This is a genomic window from Pseudomonas sp. SA233, assembly GCF_054792385.1.
In genome coordinates this window covers 2159998-2181541 of the sequence record NZ_CP096449.1, presented here as the reverse complement: position 1 = coordinate 2181541, position 21544 = coordinate 2159998, and the positions used below count along the sequence as shown (strand labels likewise).

Here is a 21544-nt window from a genome sequence, read left to right as displayed (position 1 = left end):
CTGCCAGCGATCAGGGTTTGGTGATGAGTTGGACCGGGGTCTGGATGACGTTGTCGGCATCCACGTCGGGTTTCTCGCCCTTGACCATTTTCAGCGCCGCCTGGATGCCGTACACCGCCTGCTGGCTGGCCGCCTGGTCGAGGGTGGCCAGTACACGGCCATCGGCGAGCATCGGCTTGATGGCGTTGATGTTGTCGTAGCCCACCACTTGCACCTGGCCGGTCTTGCCGGCGGCACGCACGGCCGAGACCGCGCCCAGGGCCATGCTGTCGTTGCCGGCCAGCAGGGCTTTCAGGTCGGGGTATTCGTTGAGCATGGAGGCGGCGACGGCGTTGCCTTTGTCGATTTCCCAGTTGCCGCTCTGCACCGAAACGATCTTGATCTGCGCGGCGTCCATGGCGTCCTTGAAGCCGGCGGTACGCTGCTGGGCGTTGGTGGTGGTCGGCACGCCTTCGATGATGCCGACCTGGTCGCCGGCCTTGAGCTTCTCGTTGGCCAGGTAGTCACCGACCAGGCGCGCGCCCTTGCGGTTGTCGGGGCCCACGAAGGGTACGCTGATGCCTTTGCTCTTGAGCAGTTCAGGGTCCAGGCGGTTGTCGATGTTGATCACCACAACGCCCTGGTCCATGGCCTTCTTCACCGCCGATACCAGCGCCTTGGAGTCGGCCGGGGCAATGACCAGGGCCTTGGCGCCCGCGTTGACCATTTGCTCGACGATGCGGATCTGCTCGCCGGTGTCGGTCTCGTTCTTGATGCCGTTGGCGATCAGTTCGAATTCATCGGCGTGGGCTTTCTGGTAGTCCTTGGCGCCGTCTTCCATGGTGCGGAAGAACTCGTTGGCCAGCGACTTCATGACCAGGGCGACCTTGGGCTTGTCTTCGGCATGGGCAGGGGAAAATGGCAGGGCCAGGGACAGCGAGGAAATGACCGCGAGGGCCAGCAGACGACCGGGGAACGGCAGTTTCATGGACGATGACTCCGAATCTTGTGTTTTTTGTCGGATCGCAAACGTTTGCGTTGCCTAACTATGGAAACAGGACCGGGGTTTGTCAAATCCGTTTGGCTGTCGGAGGTCAAGTCGAGCTTGGCGCAGTTTATCCGGATTTTTTCCGAAAAGCCGAACGTCTTTTCCTACGTTTGTTCGGAATCTCGAATGGAACGCACCTTCATGTGGGGGCGGCCTTGCGTCGCGAAAGGGCCGCAAGGCGGCCCCGGCAATGTGTGTTGTTGCGCCGGAATCCGGGGCCGCTACGCGCCCCTTTCGCGACACAAGGCCGCCCCCACAAGGGCCGTGCGCGCAACTGGTACGAAACCTGCCTTGCACCCTGTGCGACAAAACAACCATCTCATTAGGAAGAGAGAGAACAATAACGATGAATGCCGCACTGAAAATCTTCGCCCCCAGCGCACTCGCCGTGCTGCTGGCCATTCCAGCCACCGTTTCGGCCAAAGAGGCTGAAACCCAGCAGAAGCTGGCCAACGTGGTCATCCTCGCCACCGGCGGCACCATTGCCGGCGCTGGTGCCAGCGCCGCCAACAGCGCCACCTACCAGGCCGCCAAGGTGGGCGTCGACAAGCTGATCGCCGGCGTACCGGAGCTGGCCGACCTGGCCAACGTACGCGGCGAGCAGGTCATGCAGATCGCCTCTGAGAGCATTTCCAACGACGACCTGCTCAAGTTGGGCAAACGCGTTGCCGAACTCGCCGAAAGCAAGGACGTCGACGGTATCGTCATCACCCACGGCACCGACACCCTGGAAGAGACCGCCTACTTCCTCAACCTGGTGGAAAAAACCGACAAGCCGATCGTGGTCGTCGGTTCGATGCGCCCGGGTACCGCCATGTCCGCCGACGGCATGCTCAACCTTTACAACGCCGTGGCCGTGGCCAGCGACAAGCAGTCGCGCGGCAAGGGCGTGCTGGTGACCATGAATGACGAGATCCAGTCCGGGCGCGATGTCAGCAAGGCAGTGAACATCAAGACCGAAGCCTTCAAGAGCGCCTGGGGCCCGATGGGCATGGTGGTGGAAGGCAAGTCGTACTGGTTCCGCCTGCCGGCCAAGCGCCACACGGTCAACTCCGAGTTCGACATCAAGCAGATCAGCAGCCTGCCGCAGGTGGATATCGCCTATGGCTATGGCAACGTCACCGACACCGCCTACAAGGCACTGGCGCAGAACGGCGCCAAGGCACTGATCCATGCCGGTACCGGCAACGGTTCGGTGTCGTCGCGCGTGGTGCCGGCGCTGCAGGAGCTGCGCAAGAACGGCGTGCAGATCATTCGCTCGTCGCACGTCAACCAGGGTGGCTTCGTGCTGCGCAACGCCGAGCAGCCGGATGACAAGAACGACTGGGTCGTGGCCCATGACCTGAACCCACAGAAAGCGCGGATTCTGGCGATGGTAGCGATGACCAGGACCCAGGACAGCAAGGAGCTGCAGCGGATCTTCTGGGAGTACTGATCGCCAGCCGCCCCCTGAAATGCAAACAGCCCCGCTGCCCAGGCGGGGCGTTTGCTGTCTGACTGTTGCGAAATTACTTACAGTGAAATACTGTATGCGCATACAGCAAAAACAAGGAAACACTTGTGTCCACCACCGCCTCCGCCACCCCAAGCAGCTATGAACAACTGGGTATGCGCATTCAGAAAATCATCAACAGCCCCACTGCCCAGCGCAGCCGTGCGGCGTTGATCTTCCGTCTGGAGCAGGAAACCCCGGAAGATTGGGAAACCCTGCTAGAGGAAATCGCCGAAAACGATAACGTCACCCTCGCCCACCGCGACGATGGCGGCGTGCAGATTTTCTGGACGGTACCTAAGGAAGACTGACTGCATTCAGCCTCAAGCCAAGGCCTGCAGGTAGGCGCTGGCTTCGCGGTAACGCGCCAGCCGCGCCAGGTCGGTGGGGCCTGGGCACGGGATGCGCGAAAGGTCGCTGTTGTCGGCCAGATCGGCCAGCTTGACGGTGCGCGCCAGCGGGTCACCGCCCAGGCGCACCACGAAGTCCTGGTAGGCCTCGCCCTCACGGCGGCTGAGCGCCAGCAAGGCGGCAAGGATTTTCAGCGCGAAACCCTCGCGCGCCAGGTCGGACAGGGTCAGCGGGGTGTCTTCGATCACATCGTGCAGCACCGCGACAATCCGTTGTTCGGTTGTGGAAACCCGCATCATCACGCGTAGCGGGTGGAGGATATAAGCGGCCCCACCCTTGTCGTATTGCCCTTCATGCGCCCTGGCGGCCACGGCAATGGCCCGCTCCAGTGTAGACATGAGGCCCTCCCCGTTCGGCTTCTTCCTGACAAGCATAGCCAAAACTGTGCGGACAATGTCTAGCGCGCGTTAGCCCGCTCGAAATCCGGAAGCTGGCGCACGCCCTGTAGGAGCGGCCTTGCGTCGCGACGGGCTGCGAAGCAGCCCCGGGATTTCGGCATCACAGCAGATTCTGTGGGGCTGCTTCGCAGCCCGTCGCGACACAAGGCCGCTCCTACAGCCCCACTCACACAGAGTTTTCAGCGCGCTGCGCCGTGCTGAATCACCACCGAATCGGTACCCAGCTTGGCCATTACCTCGGCCTTGCGCGCTTCGGCTTCCTCACGGGTGGGGAATGGCCCCATCAGCACCACCGGCTTGCCGTCGCGGTACTCCACCGAGGACGGGATGCCCTTTTCGATCAGGCGTGCGGTCATGTCGCTGAGCGCGCCCATGTTTGCACCCTGAATCACTTCCACATCCCAGCCTTGCGGGGCCGGCTGGCCAGCCAGGGCCTCGGCGCGGCGCTGCAGCTCGGCGCCGCCGCACATCTCGCGGATGCGCAGGTTGTTGCCGCTGTCGTCGACGATGATTTCGTACTGGCCATCGCGCTTGATGGCCACGTAGCTGCGGTAGGCCTCGTACTGCCCGGCATCATCCTTGCCACGGACCTGGCCACAGATGGTGCCCTGGGTGTCGATCCGCACGTTGCCGAACTTGGCGGTCTTGGGGTTGTGCAGGTGTTCGGCCACCTGTTTGTGCACGCCTTCGACCTCGTTCTCACAGCCCGCCAGGGCGAGCACTGCCATTACCACAGCCAGTTTGCGCACGCGTGTACCTCCAGATTCGAAGGGGCGGATTCTAGCACGCCGGGCAATGCCCCGAACCGCGACCAAACGTTACACGCTGCTTCATGCACACAGCAAAAAGGGCGATCATTACTGATCGCCCTTTTTCGATTTGGTAGGCACAATTGGACTCGAACCAACGACCCCCACCATGTCAAGGTGGTGCTCTAACCAACTGAGCTATGTGCCTGTCGTGTGGTGCGCATATTAGTGATCGAATGCGTACCTGTAAAGCGTTTTTTTCAGAAAAATCAAAAACTTTGCGAATTCGTGCATAAGGGCCTGCTGCGCAGCACCAGGCCGCGAGAACCCAATGAAAAAAGGGGTGACCCTTGCGGATCACCCCTTCTTCGATTTGGTAGGCACAATTGGACTCGAACCAACGACCCCCACCATGTCAAGGTGGTGCTCTAACCAACTGAGCTATGTGCCTGTCGTGTGGTGCGCATTCTACCCATTCCAAAAACCCTGTCAACACTTTTTTTCGCGCTAACCTACTGAATCTTAAACTCTTTATAGAAAAGTGCTGGCGGGGACCGAGTAAAGGATTTTCAACGGACGACTAGCGGGTGTTTATTATTATTGATAGCATCGGTACATTCGTTAAAAATATAAAACACGAGGTTCCTGCAGCATGGCTAACACCCCCTACCCCCAGTCCTACTACGCCGCCTCGGCCAACCCGGTGCCGCCACGTCCGGCGCTGCAGGGTGAGGTGGAAACCGATGTGTGCATCATCGGCGCCGGCTACACCGGTCTGTCCAGCGCCCTGTTCCTGCTGGAGAACGGCTTCAAGGTGAGCATCGTCGAAGCAGCCAAGGTCGGCTTCGGCGCATCGGGCCGCAACGGCGGCCAGATCGTCAACAGCTACAGCCGCGACATCGACGTCATCGAGCGCACCGTCGGCCCCAAGCAGGCCCAACTGCTGGGCCACATGGCCTTCGAAGGCGGGCGCATCATTCGTGAGCGCGTGGCCAAGTACAACATCCAGTGCGACCTGAAGGACGGTGGCGTGTTCGCTGCCCTCACCAGCAAGCAGATGGGCCACCTGGAGTCGCAAAAGCGCCTGTGGGAACGCTTCGGCCACAACCAGCTGGAGCTGATGGACCAGAAGCGCATCCGCGAAGTGGTCGCCTGCGACAACTATGTGGGCGGCATGCTGGACATGAGCGGCGGCCATATCCACCCGCTGAACCTGGCCCTGGGCGAAGCCGCTGCGGTCGAGTCGCTGGGCGGCATCATCTATGAGCAAACCCCGGCCGTACGCATCGAGCGCGGCGCCAACCCGGTGGTGCACACCCCGCAGGGCAAGGTCCGCGCCAAGTTCATCATCGTCGCCGGCAACGCCTACCTGGGCAACCTGGTGCCGGAGCTGGCCAGCAAGTCCATGCCATGCGGCACCCAGGTGATCACCACCGAACCGCTGGGCGACGAACTGGCGCGCACCCTGCTGCCGCAGGACTACTGCGTCGAGGACTGCAACTACCTGCTCGACTACTACCGCCTGACCAGCGACAAGCGCCTGATTTTCGGTGGTGGCGTGGTGTACGGCGCGCGTGACCCGGCCAACATCGAGGCGATCATCCGTCCGAAGATGCTCAAGGCCTTCCCGCAACTGAAAAACGTGAAGATCGACTACGCCTGGACCGGCAACTTCCTGCTGACCCTGTCGCGTCTGCCACAGGTTGGCCGTATCGGCGACAATATCTACTACTCCCAGGGCTGCTCGGGTCACGGCGTGACCTACACCCACCTGGCGGGCAAGGTGCTGGCCGAGGCCATGCGTGGCCAGGCCGAGCGTTTCGACGCCTTCGCCGGCCTGCCGCACTACCCGTTCCCGGGTGGCCAGATGCTGCGCGTGCCGTTCAGCGCCATTGGGGCCTGGTACTACAGCCTGCGCGATCGCCTGGGCTTCTGATGTAGGCAGGGCTGGCCTCTTCGCGGGTAAACCCGCTCCCACAGGGACATCACTGGACCTGAGGGCAGCGGGTTTCCTGTGGGAGCGGGTTTACCCGCGAAAGGGCCGGTACAGACAAAGCTATTTGTTCAGGCTACTCACAGCCTGCTTCGCCGCAATCTCCTGCCCCGCCCGGGCCAGTTCATCGGCAGCCTGCAACCAGCGCTGGCGGTCCACCTGGGCTGGCAGCTGCCGAGGTGGCTGCACCAGCACCGCCCAGCTCCCAAGCTTCGCCCACGCCGAGGCAAAGTCATCGAACGCCATCAACTGCCGGCGGTGCATGCCCGAGCGCAACAGCACCCGCTGCTTGTAGCGGTCGTAGCCGATCAGCACGGCGTAGCGTGGCTCGCTCCACCAGGCCGAACCATCCTCGTAACGCAGCAGCACCGGGTTGCCCGCCGCCACCTGGGTCAACAGCGCGTCCAGCTGCTTGTCCAGCGGATACACCACCATGCCGTAGTCGCGCGCCACCCGGGGGATGCTGGTGTCCAGCGCCTCGGCGCCCTGCGGCAGGTTCAGCGGCTTGTCCAGCAGCCCCGGCGTGATCGGAGCCCCCTGTTGCGACAGCACTGCCGCCAATGCCATGGCCCCGCTGTGGTTGGCGTTGCCACGGTAGAACGGCACGCTGCTGATCTCGACCCGCTGCGGCAGGCCCTTGAGGTTGCCGGAGGGTGCGCTGGCGCAACCGGCCAGGCTGGCTGCAACCAGGCAGGCAGCCAGCAGCCGACGAGGGATGGTCTTGAAGGAAGGTTGCTGCATGGACACTCGCTTGCTCCAACGCCGGGCAGGCAGCGCCCGGCTCTGGCCACCGATCATAGGTCGGACAGCGGCGCGGGTATAGTCCGACACCGCTTAGGAGCAAATCGGACCAAGCAATAGACCTTTGGTCAATGGAACGTCACAGGCGAAAGACTAGACTAAAGCAGTGTCTGGAAGGCCAGCGTCGGCGACCGAGCGCGGCCCGTAGAGATGGAGGCACAGATGAGCCTGACCATGGCAATCCTCATGCTGGTTGGCATGTGGCTGAGCGTTGCAGCCGCCATGCTATGGGGTGTACTGCGTATCGTGCGGCGTCATTCCCACCACCACCTGCCACCGCAGGCCCCCGCCAAGCCACAGCCTGTGCGCCGGTCGCGGCGGCATGCCGGGGTGCACTGATTCAGAGATTTCCGAGGCCCATTCGCGGGTGAACCCGCTCCCACAAGGTCCTCCACTGCCTTCAGAAACGGCGGGGACCTGTGGGAGCGGGTTCACCCGCGAACGGGGCGCAAGCGCCCCGCTTTTTCACATCAACCTTCAGCCGCCTCACGCTTCAACCGTGCCCGACGGGCCAGGATGTTGAGGATCTCGATCGCCGTCGAGAAGGCCATGGCCGCGTACACATAACCCTTCGGTACATGGGCGCCGAAACCTTCGGCGATCAGCGTCATGCCGATCATGATCAGGAAGCCCAGGGCCAGCATCACCACGGTCGGGTTGTCGTTGATGAAGTTGGCCAACGGGTCGGCGGCCACCATCATGACGATCACGGCAGTGATAACGGCAATGATCATGATAGGCAGGTGCTCGGTCATGCCCACGGCGGTGATGATGCTGTCTACCGAGAAGACGATGTCCAGCAACAGGATCTGGAAGATCGCCGCGGCAAAGCCCAGGGTAACCGTCGACGACACCTTGGCTTCTTCCTTGGCCCCGTGCGGGTCGACGTTCTCGTGGATTTCCTTGGTCGCCTTCCACAGCAGGAACAGGCCACCGGCAATCAGGATCACGTCCTTCCAGGAGAAGGCATTGCCGAATACTTCAAACACCGGGTCGGTCAGCTGGACGATCCAGGCCACCGTGCTGAGCAAGGCCAGGCGCATGACCAGGGCCATGCTGATACCGATACGGCGCGCCTTGGAGCGGTATTCCACCGGCAGCTTGTTGGTCAGGATGGAGATGAAGATCAGGTTGTCGATGCCCAGCACGACTTCCATGGCCACCAGCGTAGCCAGGGCAACCCAGGCGGTAGGGCTAGCGACGAGTTCCAGCAAGTATTCCATTGTTCAAATCCTGCAGCAGCGGTTGGGGGTCAGATTTCCTGGGTGTCTTCTTTGTTGTCGGCGTCCTTGGGCTTTTGCCCTTCGCTGCCGATGGCCTCGCTCAACGCCTGCTGTGCGGCCTTGTTGGTGTCGTCGATTGCCTGCTTGGCCGACTGCGCGGCCTGGTCGAGCATCTGCTGGGCGGATTTCTCGGCCTGCTCGCAACCGGCCAGGGTGAACAGGGCCAAGGCCAGCACCAGCGGCGTGCCGATGGATTTTAGTTGCAGCATGGGTTCCTCGCTTTCATGTTCCGGCGGCGCACACGGCGCCTGATGGAGTCGCATTCTAAAGAGCGCAACACATCCGGAAAATTCGTATTTTCAGCGGTTATACTTCGGTTTTTACGAATCCGGAACGATACCGATGCTCAACTATCGGCAGTTGCACTACTTCTGGGCCGTGGCCAAGACCGGCAGCATCGCCCGCGCCAGCGAACAGTTGAACCTGACCCCGCAAACCATCAGCGGTCAGATCAGCCTGTTCGAGCAGACCTATGGTCTGGAGCTGTTTCAGCGCGTGGGGCGCCAGCTGGAATTGACCGAAACCGGGCGCCAGACGCTGATCTATGCCGAGCAGATGTTCCAGCTGGGAAGCGAACTGGAGGCCATGCTGCGGGCCGGCCCGCAGGAGCAGATCCTGTTCCGCGTGGGTGTGGCGGACGTGGTGCCCAAGTCCATCGTCTACCGCCTGCTGGCACCGACCATGGAGCTGGACGACGTGCTGCGCATCAACTGCCGCGAAGACAAGCTCGAACGGCTGCTGGCCGACCTGGCGATCCAGCGCCTGGACCTGGTGATTTCCGACAGCCCCATGCCCAGCCACCTGGACATCAAGGGTTATAGCCAGAAACTGGGCGAGTGTGGGTTGAGCTTCTTCGCCACCCCGGCGCTGGCACAACGCCTGGAAGGCCCCTTCCCCGCCTGCCTGCAGGATGCGCCATTGCTTATCCCCGGGCAGGAAACCGTGGTACGCAGCCGCCTGCTGCGCTGGCTGGGTGAGCAGCAGGTGCAGCCACGGATCGTGGGCGAGTTCGATGACAGTGCATTGATGCAGGCATTCGGGCAGTCGGGCAGCGGCATCTTCGTTGCGCCCAGCGTGATCGCCGAGGAAGTGTGCCGCCAGTACGGCGTGGAGCTGATCGGGCAGACCGAGGCGGTGCACGAGTCGTTCTATGCCATTTCGGTGGAGCGCAAGGTCAAGCACCCGGGGATCGTGGCGATTACCGAGGGGGCGCGACGAGAGTTGTTTCATTGGTAGCAGGCAGATTTGACGCCTCCCGCGTTTCAATGGTCATATGCCCGCCAGTTTCAGGTGCCCTGCGCCGCCGCGCGCAGGGTGAAACGGGAAGCCGGTGCGTCGTGTTGCCCACGACAAGTCCGGCGCTGCCCCCGCAACGGTAAGCGAGCGAACCCTTCGAGATACCACTGTGCACTTGCATGGGAAGGTGAAGGTTTCATGCCCCTCGCAAGCCCGGAGACCGGCCTGGAGCTTCACTTGGCAACCCGCGGTGGGCGGGCGCAGGCCGGTATCCGTGCGTGCGCCTGCGTGCACGGTGCGCCTTTGCGTGTTTTCCACCGGGATCCATTCATTCCTGCAGTAGTGGAACGACATGTCCCGTATCTTCAAGCTTCACCCCTTGGCGGCCTGCCTGGCCGTTTCCCTGCCGGCCCTGGCCGATGACCTCGAGCGACAACCACTGGCCCTGCCCTCCACGGCCATCACCGACACGCTCGACAGCCACGCCATCGACCTGGCCACACCGACCCAGGCTGGTTCGCGCCTGGGCCTCAGCGCCCTGGAGACACCGGCCAGCACCAGCAGCATCAGCGCCGAGCAGATCCAGCAGCGCAACAACCTCACCGTGCAGGACGCGGTGACCCGCTCAGCAGGCATCAGCTACATCGGCTCCCCTGGCGACGGCGGCACGGGGCTGTCCGCCCGCGGTTTTACCGGGCACGGCTCGGTGATGACCTTGTTCGACGGCGCACGCCTGTACACCGGTGCCGGCACCCAGACGTTCCCGGTCGACCCGTGGATGGTCGAGCGCATCGATGTCATTCGCGGCCCGGCTTCGGTGCTGTATGGCGAAGGCGCCACCGGGGCGGTGGTCAACGTGATCCCGAAAAAGCCGTTTGCCGGCGAGGTACGCAACCACCTGCGCCTGGGCTACGGTTCGTGGGACCGCCAGCAGCTCGGCCTGGACAGCGGCGGCAGCCTCGGTGAGCGCCTGAGCTACCGCCTGGCCCTGAACCAGCAAACCGGTAACGGTTGGGTCGACCGCACCCCGTCACGCAGCCTGGCGCTGAGCGCCGCGCTGCGCTTCGATGCCAGCGACGACCTCAGCTTCACCCTCGCTCACGACCGCGGCGATGCGCAGCCTGCCAACTACTACGGCACCCCGCTGATCGACGGCCACTACCGCAGCAGCCTGCGCAAGAAGAACTACAACGTGCAGGACGACGTGCAGCATTACGTCGATGAATGGACCCGCCTGAATACCGACTGGACGTTGAACGATCACCTCAGCGCCAGCAACCAACTGTACTACATCAAGAGCCGCCGTCACTGGCGCAATGCCGAGGAGTACAGCTGGGATGCCGGGCGCCAGCAGTTGCTGCGCGGCAGCTATCTGCAGATCAAGCACAACCAGGAACAGTTCGGCGACCGACAGGCCTTCACCCTCGACCACAGGCTGTTTGGCCTGGCCAGCAAGACCGTGGTCGGCGCCGAGTACAACAAGATCCGCTTCAACGTCGACAGCAACGCGCCCTACAACGATATGGGCGGGGACTACGTCGACCCGTGGCAGCCGCAACCAGGCTGGTTCCACAGCGCCTCGCCGTTACGCCCGCAAACGCTGTCCACCACCCACACCTTTGTCCTGTTTGCCGAAAACCGCCTGCAGTTGAGCGATCGCCTGTCGCTGGTCACCGGCGTGCGCCGCGACCAGAACCACATCGACCAGGAAAAACTGACCACCGACAGTCGCAGCGACCGCAGCCTGCAAGGCGGCAACTGGCGTGCCGGGCTGGTGTTTGCGGTCAGCGACGACCTGTCGCTGTATGGCCAGTACTCCACCAGCGAGGATGGGGTCGACAACCTCATCAGCCTCAGCGCCAACCAGATGCACTACGACCTGACCGAAGCCAGGCAGACCGAAGTGGGCCTGAAGCAGCGCTTCTGGGACGGGCGTGGCGAATGGACATTGGCGGCCTACCACATCGTCAAGAAGAAGCTGCTGGTGGATGACCCGATCACCCACGAGAAGCAACAGGCTGGCCAGCAGACGTCCGATGGCCTGGAGGCAACCCTGGAACTGGCGCTGGCGCACCAGTGGCAGGTGTCGGCCAATGCGGCGATCGTGCGCGCAAGGTACGACGACTTCGACGAAATGGTCGGCGGCATGGCACAGGATCGTGCGGGCAATCGCCCGGCCAATGTCCCGCGGCGTACCGCCAACCTGTGGCTGAGCAAAGGCTTCGGCCAGCGGCTGGAGGCCGGCATTGGCGCGCGTTATGTGGACGAGCGCTATGCCAATACCGCCAACACCCAGAGCGCCCCCGGCTACACCGTGGTGGATGCCGACATCGGCTGGCAGGTGTTGCCGGATGTGCGGCTGGGGTTGCAGTTGAACAACCTGTTCGACCGTGAGTATGTGCAGTCGGCGTTCAGTGGCCAGCAGTGGCTGATGGGGATGCCACGGTCGTACTTTGCGACGGTGGATTACAGCTTCTGATCTGAACTGCCTGCACCGGCCTCTTCGCGGGTAAACCCGCTCCCACAGGGATATCACAGAATTCAAATACGGTGAGGTACCTGTGGGAGCGGGTTTACCCGCGAAGAGGCCGGCACAGGTAGCACAAAAACATCTACCGCCACGTCACGCTTTAGTTATAAGATAACGTTTCAGTTGACATCCATTCCTATCAGCGACCTCCCATGACAAGCGCCAGTGCCACCCCCACCCTGCTCACCCAGCGCCTGCAGAGCATCGACGCCCTGCGCGGCCTGGTAATCCTGTTCATGCTCCTGGACCACGTTCGTGAAACCTTCTTCCTGCACCGCCAGGTCAGTGACCCGATGGCCATCGATACCACCGAGCCCACGCTGTTCTTCAGCCGCACCCTGGCCCACCTGTGCGCGCCGGTGTTCGTCTTGCTGACCGGCCTTTCAGCCTGGCTGTATGGCGAGAAACACCAGGGCCGCGGCGATGTCTCGGCGTTCCTGTTCAAGCGCGGGCTGTTCCTGGTGGTGCTGGAGTTCACCCTGGTCAATTTCGCCTGGACCTTCCAGCTGCCGCCCAGCGTCATCTACCTGCAAGTGATCTGGGCCATCGGCGTGAGCATGATCGCCCTGTCGCTGCTGGTGTGGTTGCCACGTGCCGCCCTGATCGCCGTGGGCGCAATCATCATCGCCGGCCACAACCTGCTCGATGGCCTGCACTTCGGGGTCGAATCCGCCCTGCACGTGCCATGGGCGATCCTGCATGACCGGGGCTGGCTGGAGTTCTCCGAAAGCCTGCGCCTGCGCACCTCCTACCCGGTGCTGCCGTGGATCGGTGTCATCGCCCTGGGCTACGGCTTGGGTCCTTGGTTCGCCCGCGCGAGCGAGGCCGGCCAACGCCAGCATCGCCTGCTGCTGGCCGGGCTGATCGCGCTGCTGGGCTTTGTCGTGCTGCGCCTGGTCAACGGCTACGGCGAGGCACCATGGAGCGTTTACCCGACCGTCACGCAAACCCTGATGAGCTTCTTCAACATCACCAAGTACCCGCCGTCGCTGCTGTTCCTGGCCCTGACCCTGGGCTGTGGCCTGCTGTTGCTGCGCGCCTTCGAACGCGCCGGCCAGGCCCGCTGGATCAGTGCCCTGGCGGTGTTCGGCGCGGCACCGATGTTCTTCTACCTGCTGCACCTGTATGTACTGAAGCTGCTGTACCTGGCCAGCGTGGCGCTGTTCGGCCGCAACCATGGCGACTACTTCGGCTTCGATGGCATCGCCGCGGTGTGGCTGGGGGCAGTGCTGCTGGCAGTTTCGCTGTACCGGCCGGTGCGCTGGTTCGCCCGCCTGAAGGCGCGGCGGCGCGACATCACCTGGCTGAAGTACTTCTGAAAAGCGTTTTCACCCGGCGGCACGATGGTCTACCATGCCGGCCGCCGGTTTCCACCACGGAATCAATAGGGAATCCCAGGCCCGCCAATTCGGGCCAAACGGAACTGCCCCCGCAACTGTAGGTGCCGAGCCTGCTCCATCAATGCCACTGGGCCACGAACCCGGGAAGGCCGGAGCCAGGCCATGACGCACCAGTCAGGAGACCTGCCGGCCTACATTCACCAACCGGCGGGGTGTCCGGGATTGGCCATCAGTGTTGCCCCTGCCGCCAGCTGGGGCTCGGCGATGCCTGTCCGTGCGTTCCTCACCCGAACTGTCCGATAGGAGATCGCCCAGCATGCTGCCCCGTTTTGCCACCCTGCTCGCCGGCCTCGGCCTCACCGGCCTGGCCCAGGCTGCTGCCACCCACTACCCGCTGACGGTCGACAACTGCGGCAAGCCGCAAACCTTCGCCCAGGCGCCGCAACGCGCGGTCACCATTGGCCAGGCCAGTACCGAGATGCTCTACGCGCTGGGGCTGGGCGACAAACTGGCGGCCACCTCGCTGTGGTTCAACAATGTGCTGCCCGAGTACCAGGTGCAGAACGCCAAGGTGCCTCGCCTGGCCGACAACGAGCCCAGCTTCGAGGCGGTAGTGGGCAAGCGCCCGCAACTGGTGACGGTGCAGTTCGAATGGATGGTCGGTGCCCAGGGGGCGGTCGCCACCCGCGAACAGTTCGATGAACTGGGCATCCCCACCTACCTGCTGCCATCGGACTGCGAAGGCAAGGACAACCTGGTGGGTGCCGATGGCACCCGCCTGCAGGCGTTCCAGGTCGACACTATCTACAAGAGCGTCAGCCAGCTGGCGGCAATCTTCGACGTGCAGGACCGTGGCACAGCCCTGAATGCCGAGCTCAGAGGCCGCCTGGACAGTGCCAAGGCGCAACTGGTCGACAAGGACCTGTCCGCCACCTCGGCGCTGTTCTGGTTCTCCAGCGCCGACCTGCACATCGACCCCTATGTGGCGGGCCGCCAGGGGGTCGCCGATTTCATGCTGCGCACCCTTGGCGTGCGCAACGTGGTCGAGTCCAGCGAAGAATGGCCGACCGTAGGCTGGGAAACCCTGGCCAAGGCCAACCCCACCTGGCTGATCATTGCCCGCATGGACCGCCGCCGCTACCCCGCCGACGACTACCAGAAGAAGCTGGCATTCCTGCGTAGCGACCCGGTGACGCGCAACATGGACGCGGTGAAGCACGACCGCATCATCATCCTCGACGCCGACGCCATGCAGGCCGGCATTCGCTTGTTCAGCGGCCTGCAGACACTGGCCGCCGCCTTCGCCAGCGGCAAAGCAGCCCAGTGATGATGCGCCTGCTACCCTGCATCGCCGTTGCCCTGGCCGCCCTGTTGGCGGCCCTGCTGGCCGGCACCGCCATCGGCGAAACCAACCTGTCGCCCGGCGTGGTCGGCCAGGTACTGGCCAACCACCTGTGGCAGGCCGGCTACCCGGTCGACCCGATCGACGCCGGCATCGTCTGGAACTACCGCCTGCCCCGCACCCTGGTTGCCGCGGCCTGCGGCGCCGGCCTGGCCACCTGCGGCGTGATCCTCCAGGCACTGTTGCGCAACCCGTTGGCCGAGCCTTACCTGCTGGGGCTGTCTGCCGGCGCCTCGACCGGTGCGGTGCTGGTGGGCCTGCTGGGCTTCGGCAGCCTGGCGCTGAGCATGTCCGGCGGCGCGTTCATCGGTGCCCTGGCAGCGTTCGCTTTGGTACTGTTGCTGGCCCGGGCAGCCGGCCCCAGCAGCAACAATGCCCAGGTGATCCTTGCCGGGATCGCCGGCTCGCAACTGTTCAACGCCCTTACCGCCTTCCTCATCACCATGTCGGCCACCGCCGAGCAGGCGCGCGGCATCCTGTTCTGGCTGCTGGGCAACCTCAGTGGCGTACGTTGGCCTTCGGTGTGGCTGGCCGTGCCAGTTGTACTGTTCGGGCTGTTGGTGTGCCTGTGGCATCGCCGTGCCTTGGATGCCTTCACCTTCGGTGCCGACTCGGCGGCGTCGCTGGGCATCCCGGTGCGGCGTACCCAATTGCTGCTGATCAGCTGCGCGGCGCTGGTGACCGCGGTGATGGTGTCCATCGTCGGCGCCATCGGTTTTGTCGGGCTGGTGATCCCCCATGCCCTGCGCCTGCTGCTCGGCCCCGGGCACAGCCGCCTGCTGCCCGCCAGCGCACTGGGCGGGGCACTGTTCCTGATTGCCGCCGACATCCTGTCGCGCATCTTGATCCCTGGCCAGGTGATCCCCGTGGGCGTAGTCACGGCTCTGCTCGGCGCACCGGTCTTCGCGCTGATCCTGGTCAGCCGCCGGGGGCGCCCATGACGGTCATGACGGCGCTACAGCTGGCCCCCTTGAGTTGCCAGAACCTGGGGCTGCAACTGGCCGGCAATACCGTGCTCAGCGATATCGAACTGAGCGTTGTCGCCGGTGAAACCCTGGGCGTCGTCGGCCCCAACGGTTCCGGCAAGTCCTCGCTGCTGAAGGTGCTGGCCGGGCTGCGCAAGCCAGGCAACGGCAGTGTGCAGTTGCTGGGCGAACCGCTGGCACAGTTGCCCCGCCGCCGTGTCGCCCAGGCCTTGGCGCTGGTCGAACAGCAGGCCGACACCCTCGATGCGATCAGCGTGTTCGATGCCGTTGCCCTGGGCCGCACCCCCTGGCTGTCGGTGCTGGCGCCGTTCTCCCGGGAAGACCGTGTGATCGTCGAGCAAGCCCTGGCCGACCTCGACGCTTTGCACCTGCGCGCACGCCTTTGGGGGTCGCTGTCCGGGGGCGAGCGCCAGCGCGTGCACATCGCCCGAGCCCTGGCACAGCGGCCGCAGGTGCTGCTGCTGGACGAGCCGACCAACCACCTGGATATCCAGCACCAGCTGAGCCTGTTGCAACAGGTGCAGGCCCTGCCGGTGACCACCCTGGTGGCCCTGCACGACCTCAACCAGGCGCTCACCTGCGACCGCGTCGCGGTGCTCGACAAGGGCCGCCTGGTCGCCCTCGGCAAACCGCTCGAGGTGCTTACACCCGAGCGCCTGCTGAACACCTTCGGCGTGCACGCCCATTACCTCATCGACCCCTTCGACGGCGCGCACATCCTGCGTTTTCGCGCCCCCTGAACAGGAAGTTCTGCCCATGCCGCGCCCTGTCGTTTTGCTGCTCGCCAGCGCCCTGCTCGCGCCCCCTGCGCTGGCCGACTCCGCCCAATCGCAAAGCAACGGTTTTGTCGAGGATGGCCGCTGGAGCCTGCTCAACCGCAGCGTATTCGACCAGCGCGACTACAAGCATGGCGGGCGCAACAGTGCCGGGCGCAACGCCTACAAGCCGCGCGATGAACGTAGCGGCAAGGCCGAGGAATGGGCCTATGGCCTGATGGGCACCTTCCGGTCCGGTTTCACCCAGGGGCTGATTGGTGTCGGGGTCGACGCCCACGCCTACCTGGGCGTGCAACTCGACAGCGGTGGCGGGCGCGTGGGCAAGGCACGCTTGCTCGGGGTGGATAACGAGGGGCACCCGAAGAACGAATACAGCCGTGCCGGCGCAGCATTGAAACTGCGCATGGCCAATACTGTGCTGTCCTACGGTGAGCAACGGGTCAAGACCCCGGTGTTCAGTTCATCCGACAGCCGCCTGCTACCCGAGACAGCGACCGGGTTCTTCCTTGACAACGCCGAGTTCGACGACCTCAGGCTGGTGGCCGGGCACTTCAATGAAAACACCGACCGCAATGCATCCAGCCACGACCAAGGCTTCGTGGTGAACTACTCCAATGGCCGCCAAGGCAACAGCTTCGACCTGGCCGGCGTGGTGTGGAACCCCGGCGCCGCCTTCAGCGGCAGCCTGTACACCTCACGTTACCAGGACAGCTGGAACCAGCATTACCTGGGCAGCACCCTAAGCCATGCCCTGGATGAGCGCCGCAGCCTCACCCTCGACCTCAACCTTTACCGCACCACCGACACCGGCAAGGCGCTGTCCGGGCGCATCGACAACACCACCTGGAGCCTCGTCTCGCGTTACGACCATGGGCCGCACGGTTTCAGCCTGGGCTGGCAGCAGGTGGACGGCAACACGCCATTCGACTACGTGACGCGAGGGGCGATCTTCATTGCCAACGCGGTGCAGATGTCGGACTTCAACGCGCCGAACGAAAAGTCGTGGCAGGCGCGCTATGACCTGAACATGGGCGCCTACGGCGTGCCGGGGTTGAACCTGACGGCGTTGTACGTGCGCGGGTTCGATATCGACGGTACCCATGTCGACCCTGCGGGAGGGTATGCCTACCTGGGGTATGGCAAGGGGGGCAAGCATTGGGAGCGCGACCTGGAGGCACGCTATGTGGTGCAGAGCGGCAAGGCCAAAGGCACCGCGTTTTCGCTGCGGCATAACGTGCATCGGGGCAATACGGCGCAGGCGGAGCTGGATGGGGACCAGATACGCTTGGCGGTGGAATGGCCGTTGGGGGGTGGGTTCTGATGTATCGCGTTGCCTGAAAAATCCTGGTGCCGCGCAGCGGCCCGCAAAATCCATCAGGCGACCACAACTGCCGTATAATCGGCAGTACTCACTGCCCAACCAGGCCACACCATGCCTCGCCTCCAGAAGTTGCTGTTGCCCCTGCTGCTGACTGCAGCCCTCACCGCCTGCGACCAGAAACCCTCCCGCGAAGAACAGATCCTGGCCCAGCTGCCGCTGCAGGATGCCTACACGCACAACATCGAGCGCATGGCCGCGCTGCTCGGCCGCACGCACCCGCAGCTGTCGCAGGCGACCATCCAGGGCGTGCTGCGCAAGCACCTGACGGTCGAGGACCAGCGCCAGGACCTGTTCCGCCTGTACAGCGAAAAGAACTTCAGCGATGCCGAGTTCGCCACCATCGTCGAGGCCACCCGGGACCCGGCCAAGGCCCGCGCCCTGGAAGACACCGAGGCCGGCAAGCGCCTGAGCGAGAAGCTCACTGCCCTGATGCGCGAATCGGCCCGCGACGCAAAGGTGCAGGCCTTGGCGCAGCAGCGCATGCAACAGGTTGAAGACGAGCTGGACTCGCTGGAAAACGCAGGCTCCTGAACGCAGTTCCCCACTGCGCCCATAACGCGTAATGTTGCCAACATTTCGTAGCCGGTTTTTGATCACTCGAGGTCAGGATTGCCACACACCAAGCACGGACTGCGCCTGGATCTACGCACACTCATTCTGGTGCTTTGCGCCCTTACCGCCGTGGTGATGCTGTGCGCCAGCTATTTCGCCAGCTACCGGGTGCAACGCCAATTGCTGATCGACCACGCCCTGGAAGCCAACCGGGTGTATGCGATGAAGCTGGCCAGCATTACCGAGACTTTTATCGGCAACGCCTTGCAACAGCTGTCCTTCAGCGCGGGCGTGCAAGGCCGCCAGCTGGGTGACGCCGTCGCCCTGCAGGCGGAGGCCGAGCGTGTCCTGAGCCAGAGCATGGCCTTCAATTCCACGTTCGTGATCGATGCCAACGGGGTGCTGCTGGCGGTTTCTCCCGCCCCCTTGCGGCACCTGGTCGGCAGGCACATGCATTCTCCCGGTGTCCAGGAGGCGCTACAGGCGCGCCGCCCACTGGTGTCGACGCCCTACATTTCGGCGGCCAACAACCTGGTGGTGGCGCTGTCGCAACCCATTTACGACAGCAACGGCCGCTACCTGGGGTATGTCGGCGGCAGCCTGTACCTGCGTGAACACAACATTCTCAACAGCCTGCTGGGCGAGCATTTCTACAAGGACGGTTCCTACCTGTACGTGGTCGACCGCAACCGCCGCCTGCTGTACCACCCCGACAGTCAGCGGGTGGGTACGGTGGTTGAGGGCAATGCACTGATCGACCAGCTGGCGGGCCTGGGCAATGGTACCCGGCAATTGACCAACAGCCTCGGCGTGGAAATGCTCGCCGGATACGCCACCGTGCCCAGCGCCGGTTGGGGCGTGGTGGCGCAGCAGCCGCTGACCCAGACGGTGATGCCACTGAGCCATCTGATCCTCAACGTGGTCGGCACCTCCGCGCCGTTGGCACTCGTGGGCAGCATGCTGCTGTGGTGGCTGGCCATGACCATCGCTCGGCCGCTGTGGCAGCTGGCCGCCGGCGCCCGCTCGATGGATCGGGCCGGCACTGCCGAACGCCTGCATCGGGTACCGGCCTGGTATTTCGAGGCGGCCGAGTTGAAGCGTGCGCTGCTGTTCGGGCTGAACCTGCTGCATGAACGCATCGGTCGGCTCAACCGCGACGCCCAGACCGACCCGCTGACCGGCCTGGGCAACCGCCGCAGCCTGGAGTTCAGCCTGTCGTTGCTGGAAGCCGAAGGCCGGCCGTTTGCGGCCATCGTGCTGGATGTCGACCATTTCAAGCGGGTAAACGACTGCCACGGGCACGAGGTGGGTGACCAGGTGTTGCGCCGGTTGGCGGAGCTGATGCGCCGCTGCTGCCGCGAGGGTGACCTGCTGTGCCGCACCGGCGGCGAGGAGTTCCTGATGCTGCTGCCGGGGGCTAGCCTGGACGTTGCGGCAGGGGTGGCCGAGCGGCTGCGGCTAACGGTGCAGGATACGCCGGTGGAGCCGGTGGGCGCGGTGACGGTGTCGCTGGGGGTGGCGCATTGGGATGGCGAGGCCGAGAGCGAACCGGGGGATGCGTTCAGCGAGGCTGACCGGGCGCTTTACCGGGCCAAGCAGGAGGGGCGCAATCGGGTGGTTGTTGCCTGAGCGCCCTTGCTTGCCTGTTCCGACCTCTTCGCGGGTAAACCCGCTCCCACAGGTACCCCGTAGCCCTCAAGGGCGGTGCATAACCTGTGGGAGCGGGTTCACCCGCGAAAGGGCCGGAACACACAATAATGAATGGGCAGGCTGTAACATTCATTGTCATGAAACTGTCTTGTTCCGGTCATAGGATTGACCCCAACCTGACATTTTCACTTCATGGATGAACGTCTGATGCGTCGTGTGGTTTTCAATCAGAAAGGTGGCGTCGGCAAGTCCAGCATCGCCTGCAACCTGGCCGCAGCCAGTGCCGCCGAAGGCTACCGGACCTTGCTGGTCGACCTCGACCCGCAGGCCAATGCCACCTACTACCTGACCGGGCTGGTCAATGACGCCATTCCTTCCGGCATCGCCGATTTCTTCCGCCAGACCTTGTCGCCGGTCACGGCTGCCGGCAAGAAGCACCGGGTGGCGATCACCGAGACCCGCTACCGCAACCTGCACCTGGTCACCGCCAGCCCCGACCTCAGCGACCTGCAAGGCAAGCTGGATCGCAAGTTCAAGATCAACAAGCTGCGCAAGCTGCTGGTGGAACTGGGCGAGGACTACGAGCGGATCTACATCGACACCCCACCGGCGCTCAACTTCTATACCTTCAGCGCGCTGGTAGCGGCCGAGCGGCTGTTGATTCCGTTCGACTGCGACAGTTTCTCGCGCCAGGCCCTGCACAACGTCATGGCCGAGGTCGAAGAACTGCGCCAGGACCACAACTCGGCGCTGCTGGTGGAAGGTGTTGTGGTCAACCAGTTCGCCGGGCGCACCGCACTGCACCAGACCCTGGTCGAGCAATTGCGCAGCGAGGGCATGCCGGTGCTGCCGGTATACCTTAGCCATTCGATCAAGATGCGTGAGTCGCACCATACCTCGGTGCCGCTGGTGCACCTGGCGCCGCGGCACAAATTGGCGCTGGAGTTCGTCGATTTGCTGGATGTACTGGAGCGTGCGGCCTGACAGAACCCCGGGGCGCAAAGCGCCGCAAAATATCAAGGCCGAAGCACTACCCGACCGTTCGTCCGGGTGGTAGATTCGCCGCCATGAAAACCACCCGGCACACCCGCACGCTGACCGCCTGGACGCTCTACGCCAGCGTCCTGTTCAGCCTGGTTCTGTGTGGCCTGCACCATGGCCAGATGGGTGGCCTGCGCCTGGCCGGCCTGGAAGGCGGTTTCTGCTCGATCAACAGCGAACACGGCGTAGCCATCGACCTGGAAGGCGCTGGCGGCGACCAGCACATGGCCCAGCTCGATTGCCCGGTGTGCTCCTCGTTCGGCCTGGCCGTGCCGCTCAGCAGCAGCGGCTGGTCGTTCACCCCGGCGCAAGCCGTGGCAACCTCGCCCATCGTGGTGCGCAGCTGGGCGCAACCGCCGCCGCGTTATCAACGCCCCGCCCTCAACCCCCGCGCCTCCCCTGCCACCTTCCCCGCAGCCGTACCTCATTTCGCCTGACCTCAGCCGGGCGCGCCTGACTGCGCGCGCTCGCGGTCAGCCATGACCTTTGCGTGGAA

The 21544-nt window shown here is 63.9% G+C and carries 21 protein-coding genes, 2 tRNA genes and 2 riboswitches; of the genes, 15 read left to right on the top strand and 8 right to left on the bottom strand.

Annotated features, from left to right (window positions below):
- Window positions 1-10: 10 nt before the first annotated feature.
- Complete coding sequence (locus M1D87_RS10040) at window positions 11-967, bottom strand: sugar ABC transporter substrate-binding protein (RefSeq protein ID WP_013971996.1); 957 nt, start codon at window positions 965-967, stop codon at window positions 11-13.
- Between the two features lie 406 nt (window positions 968-1373).
- On the opposite strand from M1D87_RS10040, the gene M1D87_RS10035 reads away from it, so the two are divergent.
- Together M1D87_RS10035 and M1D87_RS10030 are read left to right on the top strand one after the other, a co-directional pair.
- Window positions 1374-2462: an asparaginase gene (locus M1D87_RS10035; protein ID WP_024086733.1), complete on the top strand. Its 1089-nt coding sequence runs from the start codon at window positions 1374-1376 to the stop codon at window positions 2460-2462.
- A 125-nt stretch (window positions 2463-2587) separates the two neighbouring features.
- Window positions 2588-2830 carry a DUF1654 domain-containing protein gene (locus M1D87_RS10030; RefSeq protein ID WP_123083617.1) on the top strand — a complete coding sequence of 81 codons (243 nt, stop codon included), beginning with the start codon at window positions 2588-2590 and terminating at the stop codon, window positions 2828-2830.
- Window positions 2831-2842: 12 nt separating this feature from the next.
- On the opposite strand, the gene M1D87_RS10025 is transcribed toward M1D87_RS10030, so the two are convergent.
- The 4 genes from M1D87_RS10025 to M1D87_RS10010 all read right to left on the bottom strand — a co-directional run bounded on the left by M1D87_RS10025 (window position 2843) and on the right by M1D87_RS10010 (window position 4528).
- Complete coding sequence (locus tag M1D87_RS10025) at window positions 2843-3268, bottom strand: HD domain-containing protein (protein WP_003260953.1); 426 nt, start codon at window positions 3266-3268, stop codon at window positions 2843-2845.
- Window positions 3269-3507: 239 nt separating this feature from the next.
- Window positions 3508-4077: an SPOR domain-containing protein gene (locus M1D87_RS10020; RefSeq protein WP_003260952.1), complete on the bottom strand. Its 570-nt coding sequence runs from the start codon at window positions 4075-4077 to the stop codon at window positions 3508-3510.
- Between the two features lie 131 nt (window positions 4078-4208).
- A tRNA-Val gene (locus M1D87_RS10015) sits at window positions 4209-4285 on the bottom strand.
- A gap of 166 nt (window positions 4286-4451) precedes the next feature.
- A tRNA-Val gene (locus M1D87_RS10010) sits at window positions 4452-4528 on the bottom strand.
- A 201-nt stretch (window positions 4529-4729) separates the two neighbouring features.
- Here M1D87_RS10010 and M1D87_RS10005 point away from each other — a divergent pair.
- A complete protein-coding gene (locus M1D87_RS10005; protein ID WP_013971994.1) occupies window positions 4730-6013 on the top strand; it encodes an NAD(P)/FAD-dependent oxidoreductase in 1284 nt (427 codons plus the stop codon).
- A gap of 120 nt (window positions 6014-6133) precedes the next feature.
- On the opposite strand, the gene M1D87_RS10000 is transcribed toward M1D87_RS10005, so the two are convergent.
- Entirely contained in the window at window positions 6134-6868 is a 735-nt protein-coding gene (locus tag M1D87_RS10000; RefSeq protein WP_061302677.1) for a peptidase C39 family protein, read from the bottom strand.
- A 165-nt stretch (window positions 6869-7033) separates the two neighbouring features.
- On the opposite strand from M1D87_RS10000, the gene M1D87_RS09995 reads away from it, so the two are divergent.
- Entirely contained in the window at window positions 7034-7210 is a 177-nt protein-coding gene (locus M1D87_RS09995) for a hypothetical protein (protein WP_015269782.1), read from the top strand.
- Window positions 7211-7341: 131 nt separating this feature from the next.
- On the opposite strand, the gene M1D87_RS09990 is transcribed toward M1D87_RS09995, so the two are convergent.
- Together M1D87_RS09990 and M1D87_RS09985 are read right to left on the bottom strand one after the other, a co-directional pair.
- Window positions 7342-8094 (bottom strand): TerC family protein, encoded by a 753-nt coding sequence (locus tag M1D87_RS09990; protein WP_003260907.1) that lies wholly within the window; start codon window positions 8092-8094, stop codon window positions 7342-7344.
- Window positions 8095-8123: 29 nt separating this feature from the next.
- Window positions 8124-8363 (bottom strand): hypothetical protein, encoded by a 240-nt coding sequence (locus tag M1D87_RS09985; RefSeq protein ID WP_015269781.1) that lies wholly within the window; start codon window positions 8361-8363, stop codon window positions 8124-8126.
- 133 nt (window positions 8364-8496) lie between these two features.
- Here M1D87_RS09985 and nhaR point away from each other — a divergent pair, with 133 nt between their 5' ends.
- The 11 genes from nhaR to M1D87_RS09930 all read left to right on the top strand — a co-directional run bounded on the left by nhaR (window position 8497) and on the right by M1D87_RS09930 (window position 21485).
- Window positions 8497-9390 (top strand): transcriptional activator NhaR, encoded by an 894-nt coding sequence (nhaR, locus tag M1D87_RS09980; RefSeq protein ID WP_015269780.1) that lies wholly within the window; start codon window positions 8497-8499, stop codon window positions 9388-9390.
- Between the two features lie 35 nt (window positions 9391-9425).
- Window positions 9426-9633, top strand: a riboswitch (cobalamin riboswitch).
- A 109-nt stretch (window positions 9634-9742) separates the two neighbouring features.
- Window positions 9743-11869 carry a TonB-dependent receptor gene (locus tag M1D87_RS09975; protein ID WP_123083619.1) on the top strand — a complete coding sequence of 709 codons (2127 nt, stop codon included), beginning with the start codon at window positions 9743-9745 and terminating at the stop codon, window positions 11867-11869.
- 203 nt (window positions 11870-12072) lie between these two features.
- Complete coding sequence (locus M1D87_RS09970) at window positions 12073-13239, top strand: DUF1624 domain-containing protein (protein WP_123083620.1); 1167 nt, start codon at window positions 12073-12075, stop codon at window positions 13237-13239.
- A gap of 28 nt (window positions 13240-13267) precedes the next feature.
- Window positions 13268-13465, top strand: a riboswitch (cobalamin riboswitch).
- A gap of 111 nt (window positions 13466-13576) precedes the next feature.
- On the top strand, window positions 13577-14587 hold the full coding sequence (locus M1D87_RS09965; RefSeq protein ID WP_123083621.1) for an ABC transporter substrate-binding protein: 1011 nt from the start codon (window positions 13577-13579) through the stop codon (window positions 14585-14587).
- Entirely contained in the window at window positions 14587-15603 is a 1017-nt protein-coding gene (locus M1D87_RS09960) for a FecCD family ABC transporter permease (protein ID WP_013971986.1), read from the top strand. The genes M1D87_RS09965 and M1D87_RS09960 overlap by 1 nt, the downstream gene beginning before the upstream one ends.
- Window positions 15600-16388 carry an ABC transporter ATP-binding protein gene (locus tag M1D87_RS09955; RefSeq protein ID WP_123083622.1) on the top strand — a complete coding sequence of 263 codons (789 nt, stop codon included), beginning with the start codon at window positions 15600-15602 and terminating at the stop codon, window positions 16386-16388. The genes M1D87_RS09960 and M1D87_RS09955 overlap by 4 nt, the downstream gene beginning before the upstream one ends.
- Before the next feature lie 16 nt (window positions 16389-16404).
- Window positions 16405-17745, top strand: a complete 1341-nt coding sequence (locus M1D87_RS09950; protein WP_123083623.1) for an OprD family porin — start codon at window positions 16405-16407, stop codon at window positions 17743-17745.
- A 111-nt stretch (window positions 17746-17856) separates the two neighbouring features.
- Window positions 17857-18336: a DUF2059 domain-containing protein gene (locus M1D87_RS09945; RefSeq protein WP_123083624.1), complete on the top strand. Its 480-nt coding sequence runs from the start codon at window positions 17857-17859 to the stop codon at window positions 18334-18336.
- Window positions 18337-18414: 78 nt separating this feature from the next.
- Window positions 18415-19986 (top strand): sensor domain-containing diguanylate cyclase, encoded by a 1572-nt coding sequence (locus M1D87_RS09940; protein ID WP_061550498.1) that lies wholly within the window; start codon window positions 18415-18417, stop codon window positions 19984-19986.
- Window positions 19987-20214: 228 nt separating this feature from the next.
- Window positions 20215-20991: a ParA family protein gene (locus M1D87_RS09935; RefSeq protein WP_123083625.1), complete on the top strand. Its 777-nt coding sequence runs from the start codon at window positions 20215-20217 to the stop codon at window positions 20989-20991.
- A gap of 83 nt (window positions 20992-21074) precedes the next feature.
- On the top strand, window positions 21075-21485 hold the full coding sequence (locus M1D87_RS09930) for a DUF2946 family protein (protein WP_013971980.1): 411 nt from the start codon (window positions 21075-21077) through the stop codon (window positions 21483-21485).
- Window positions 21486-21544: the final 59 nt, after the last annotated feature.